At 66.3% G+C, this 4,928-nt stretch carries 5 protein-coding genes; 4 read left to right on the top strand and 1 reads right to left on the bottom strand.

What is annotated here, in order from left to right; genetic code table 11:
• The 3 genes from VML93_RS36535 to tsaE all read left to right on the top strand — a co-directional run.
• Window positions 1–579: alanine racemase C-terminal domain-containing protein (locus VML93_RS36535; RefSeq protein WP_325618440.1), on the top strand; the 579-nt coding region annotated here is incomplete at its 5' end.
• Between the two features lie 50 nt (window positions 580–629).
• Window positions 630–1,670: an alpha/beta hydrolase gene (locus tag VML93_RS36530; protein WP_325618442.1), complete on the top strand. Its 1,041-nt coding sequence runs from the start codon at window positions 630–632 to the stop codon at window positions 1,668–1,670.
• Window positions 1,612–2,127 carry a tRNA (adenosine(37)-N6)-threonylcarbamoyltransferase complex ATPase subunit type 1 TsaE gene (tsaE, locus tag VML93_RS36525; RefSeq protein WP_414686539.1) on the top strand — a complete coding sequence of 172 codons (516 nt, stop codon included), beginning with the start codon at window positions 1,612–1,614 and terminating at the stop codon, window positions 2,125–2,127. The genes VML93_RS36530 and tsaE overlap by 59 nt, the downstream gene beginning before the upstream one ends.
• On the opposite strand, the gene VML93_RS36520 is transcribed toward tsaE, so the two are convergent.
• Entirely contained in the window at window positions 2,124–3,584 is a 1,461-nt protein-coding gene (locus VML93_RS36520) for a PE domain-containing protein (protein ID WP_325618436.1), read from the bottom strand. The genes tsaE and VML93_RS36520 overlap by 4 nt on opposite strands.
• 322 nt (window positions 3,585–3,906) lie before the next feature.
• Between VML93_RS36520 and VML93_RS36515 the strand changes: the two genes are divergently transcribed.
• A partial coding sequence (locus VML93_RS36515) for an adenylate/guanylate cyclase domain-containing protein (RefSeq protein WP_325618434.1) occupies window positions 3,907–4,928 on the top strand: 1,022 nt, incomplete at its 3' end.

Here is a 4,928-nt window from a genome sequence, read left to right as displayed (position 1 = left end):
CAGGCGCGCGACCAGGGAGTGCGGTTCGAGACGGCGCACTTGTCGAACTCGTCGGCCACCATGTTGCGCCCCGACCTCGCCTTCGACCTGGTCCGGCCAGGCATCGCGGTCTACGGCCTGAGCCCGGTGCCGAATCTCGGTGACATGGGGCTGATTCCGGCGATGTCGGTGAAATGTGCTGTGTCGCTGGTGAAGTCGCTCCGCGCCGGCGAGGGTGTGTCGTATGCGCACACCTGGGTCGCCGAGCGTGACACCAACCTGGCGCTACTGCCGGTCGGCTACGCCGACGGTGTCTTCCGGTCGCTGGGCGGACGCCTGGACGTGCTGATCAACGGCAGGCGATACCCCGGCGTCGGGCGGATCTGCATGGACCAGTTCGTCGTCGACCTCGGTCCCGGAAAAGGTCCCGGAAAAGTCGATGTCGCCGAAGGCGACGAGGCGGTCCTGTTCGGGCCCGGCACTTCAGGAGAACCCACAGCCCAGGACTGGGCGGATCTGCTCGGCACCATCCACTACGAAGTGGTCACCAGCCCCCGCGGGCGGATCACCCGGACCTATCGCGAGGCCGAGAACCGTTGAGCGGTAAAGAGATCCGCAAGCGCAGCGCGTGGCTTGCGGGAGGTGCCGGGCTGACCGCAGTCGCCACCATCGTCGGCGCTTCCGCCCGCCGGTCGATGGCCGAACGCGCCAGCGGCCTGGAAGACCCTTGGGACGACGAGGATTTCGAGCGACTCGACAGCGACCGCGGTCAGGTGGTGACCACGGCCGACGGGGTGCCGCTGCACGTGCGCGAGGCCGGACCGGTGGACGCCCCACTGACGGTGCTGTTCGTTCACGGGTTTTGTCTACGTATGGGCGCCTTCCACTTTCAGCGGATGCGTCTCGGGGAGCGTTGGGGCTCGAGCGTGCGGATGGTGTTCTACGACCATCGTGGCCATGGCCAGTCCGGCGAAGCCGACCCGGAGACCTACACGCTGACCCAACTCGGCCAGGACTTGGAGACCGTGCTGCAGACGGTCGTGCCGCGCGGGCCGATCGTCTTGGTCGGTCATTCGATGGGCGGCATGACGGTGCTGTCGCACGCCCGGCAGTACCCGGACCAGTATGGCCAGCGGATCGTCGGCGCCGCGTTGATTTCCACTGCCGCCGAAGGGGTTTCCCGCTCACCTCTGGGTGAGTTCCTGAAAAACCCGGCGCTGGAAGCGGTCCGGCTCACGGCTCGGTCGGCACCGAAGCTGATGCACCGCGGCCGTAACGCGTCGCGGTCACTGATCGGCCCCATCCTGCGCGCGGCATCCTTCAGCGACCTGCGGGTGAGCCGGAGTTTGGACGCGTTCTCCCAGCACATGATGAACGGCACCCCGATCGCCACCATGGTCGGATTCCTGCACGCGCTGGAGGTGCACGACGAGACCGCCGGGCTGTGGACGCTGCTGCGGATCCCGACCCTGGTCGCGTGCGGTGACCACGACCTGCTCACCCCGGACGAATACTCGCGGAAGATGGCGGTCGGCATGCCGCAAGCCGAACTGGTCATCGTCGCCGGTGCCAGTCACCTGGCGCTGCTGGACAAGCCCGACGCCATCAATGACGGGATCATCCGGCTGGTCAATCGGGTCACTCGGAACAAATACCAGCGTTTCCGGGACAGGTTCCGTCGTGTCAGGTAAAGCGACTTTGGAGCGCGTCGAGGACACCGTGGCGCTGGGGTCGCAGCTGGGTGCGCAGCTGCGCGCTGGTGACGTGGTGGTGCTCTCCGGCCCGCTTGGCGCCGGAAAAACCGTGCTGGCCAAGGGTATTGCCGCGGCGATGGACGTCGACGGCCCCGTCACGTCGCCGACGTTCGTGCTGGCGCGGGTGCACCCGGCCCGCCGGCCGGGCAGTCCGGCGATGATTCACGTCGACGTCTATCGGCTGTTGGACCAACACGGCGCGGACCTGCTGGCCGAGCTCGACTCACTCGACCTGGACACTGAACTGGACGGCGCGGTCGTCGTCGTGGAGTGGGGTGAGGGCCTGGCCGAGCGCCTCTCGGACCGGCATCTCGACGTCCGCCTCGACCGGGTCAGTCACTCCGACACCAGGATCGCGACCTGGGCGTGGAACAGCAACGTTCCTACTGCTTAGGCACCGAGTTCCTGGTCGATTTGCGGCCAGTAGTGCAACCCGTCCGGGGTCAGGAAAATCCAGTCGTGGATTTCGCCGTTGACCATCGCGAAGCTGATCGGGGCACTTTGGGCCACCGCCTCCTGTTGGAGGACAAGCGCGTCGGGTGAGACTTCATCCAGCGAGCCCGAGTAGACGTAGGTCGGCGGCAGTCCCTTCAGCGATCCGTTCAGCGGACTCACCTCATAGTCGCTGACGGGGAGATTGCCCGCCCACACTTTGCCGATATTTTGCGCTCCGCTCCCGAGCGGTGGGAGGAACGGATCGTGGACGTACGCGATGTTCGGGTTGGTGTCCGACAGGTCCAGCCAGGGGGACAGCAGAACCATCGACGCCGGCACGGTCTCATGGTTTGCCACCATGTATTCGACGGCCGCCAGTCCCAGGGTGCCGCCCGCCGAGTCCCCGAGCACGCTGACGTGGGAGGCCCCGTGCGCGGTGACTTCGGTGGAAGAGATCAGGTCGGCTATCTGCGGCACCACCACGCCGGCGGTGCCGCCCTGCTGCATCAACGGGTAGATCGGCACCTCGATGGTCGCGCCGGTCTGGTAGGCCATCATCGAGTAGTCGATCCAGTGGAAGAGCGTCGGCGGCAAGATGAACGCGCCGCCGTGAATGGCGACCACGTAGTTGCCGTCGGGATGCGCAGGCGTGATCTGGACGACGTTCAGCCCGTCGGAGGTGGTGGTCTGCTGGACCGTTTCGCCCAGCAGCAGCGGCAGGATCTTCGGCGGGCTGTTGCCGAGAACCAGCGATAGTCCCGGGGCGTTGCTGGCAAGCAGCGCGAGAAGTGGGGAATTCGGGTTACCCCACTGGTTATAGATACCCGTGACGGTCAGGAGATCTTTGACCGGATACAAGGCAGCGGTTTCGATCCTGGTTGCCAGCGACGGTGTGCCGGTAAAGGTCGGGTTCAGTGAGGCCGGAATCGGCGTGACGGGTTGTGCCGCGTAGATATCGGTGAGGAGCGTGTTTCCCAGCTGGGTCAGTCCCGGAGCCAGTGTGGTGGGGATGCGTTGCTGAACGAACGCGAAACCGTTCCCGGTAGCTTTGCTGCCGATCAGCGGGCGCGCATTGATGACCCCCAGCAAGGCCTGTTCGAGGGTTTGCGCCGGATTAGCTGTCAACGCCGCGAAATTGGCGGCCTCGGCACCCGCATAGGAGCCCGCACTCGCCTTTAGCGACTGCATGAACTGGTCATGAAAGGCCGCCGCCTGCGCACCCAGTGCCCGAAAGCCCTGGCCGTGGGCGGAGAACAGTGCCGCGATCGTCGTCGACACCTCATCCGCGGCGGCGGCCGGCACCGCCGTCGTCCGGGTTGCCGCGGCCGCATGGGCTGCGCTGAGCGCTGATTCGATACCGGCCAAATCCGTTGCTGCCGAGGTCATCATCTCCGGAGCTGAGATCACATACGACATGTCAGTCCACCCATTAGCTCGTCGGGCCGACCTGGACAAGACCGGAGCTCGTAGTCGCGCTGGCGGTCATAGAATGACCAGGTATTACTCAAGCCAACCTCACATGAATCGACAGGCCGGCATTCAGTAGTCGACTACTGCCCCTCCTCAAATCGACTACTGCACTTTCTCAATCGACTACTGCACTTCCTCGCCTCAAGCGCGGTTCAAAGTTTGCGGAGACATGTCGCTGATCGCGACCTGATCAAACCCCTACTGTCAATCATCGAGCGCCCTATGCTGGTGAACACGGACCTCGGAGGCCGGAAGCGCGGAGGGGTGCATGACCGCAGCGACGGCGTGCCGCACATGCGGCACCGAACCGCTGGTGAACGCCCGGTTTTGCCACGGCTGCGGTTCACCCGTCGACGAGCAGGGCACCCGCGCCGAGTACAAACAGGTCACCGTGCTGTTCGCCGACGTGGTGCACTCGATGGACATCGCGGCGACGGTCGGACCGGAGCGGCTGCGTGACATCATGGCCGAGCTCGCCGACCGCTGCGCGGCGGTGGTGCAGCGGTACGGCAGCGCCGTCGCACAGTGGACGGGCGACGGGATCATGGCGGTGTTCGGCGCACCGGTAGCGTTGGAGGACCACGCTTTTCGTGGCTGTCTGGCGGCGTTGGACATCCAGGAGCAAACAAGGCATTGGGCCGCCGAGGTCGAAAACCGCCACGGTGTGGATCTGCAGGTGCGAGTCGGGCTGACTTCCGGTGAGGTGATCGCCGGTGAGATCGGTGCGGGCGCGCGGGGATCCGCCGCGAGCGGCGAGACCGTCGGGTTTGCCCACCGGATGGAATCGGTAGCTCCGCCGGGCGGGGTGATGCTCAGCGCTTCGACAGCGCGGCTGGTCGAGCACACTGTGACGCTGGGTGAACCGGAGTGGGTGCGCATCAAGGGGTTCGACGAAGCGGTTTCCGCGCGTCGGCTGATCGGGATCGGCCCTCGGGATGGGCTGGTCGGGCGCACGGAGTCGAGCCTGGTCGGTCGGCGCTGGGAGATGGCCGCCCTCGATGCCATGTTGGAGCGCGCGATCGGTGGCCGCGGCGGTGTGGTGGGCGTGGTGGGACCGCCGGGGATCGGCAAGAGCCGGACGGCCCGGGAGACGGCGGCGATGGCGGCCGGTCGCGGGGTGGAGGTGTTCTGGGCCTTCTGTGAATCCCACGCCGGTGACATTCCCTTCCGCGTGCTGGCCCAACTGCTGCGCGCGCGCACCGGCGTGGCTGACCTCGACAGCGAAACCGCCCGCGCCCGCTTGCGGGAACAAGTCCCGGATGCCGACCCACAGGATGTGCTGCTGCTCGA

It is taken from the genome of Mycobacterium sp., assembly GCF_035499775.1.
GTDB lineage: Bacteria > Actinomycetota > Actinomycetes > Mycobacteriales > Mycobacteriaceae > Mycobacterium.
This window is presented reverse-complemented; position numbering and strand designations above follow the sequence as displayed.

Excerpts from the sequence above, each read along its gene's own strand:
- VML93_RS36520 (WP_325618436.1), bottom strand. The coding sequence starts at position 3,584 with ATGTCGTATGTGATCTCAGCTCCGGAGATGATGACCTCGGCAGCAACG.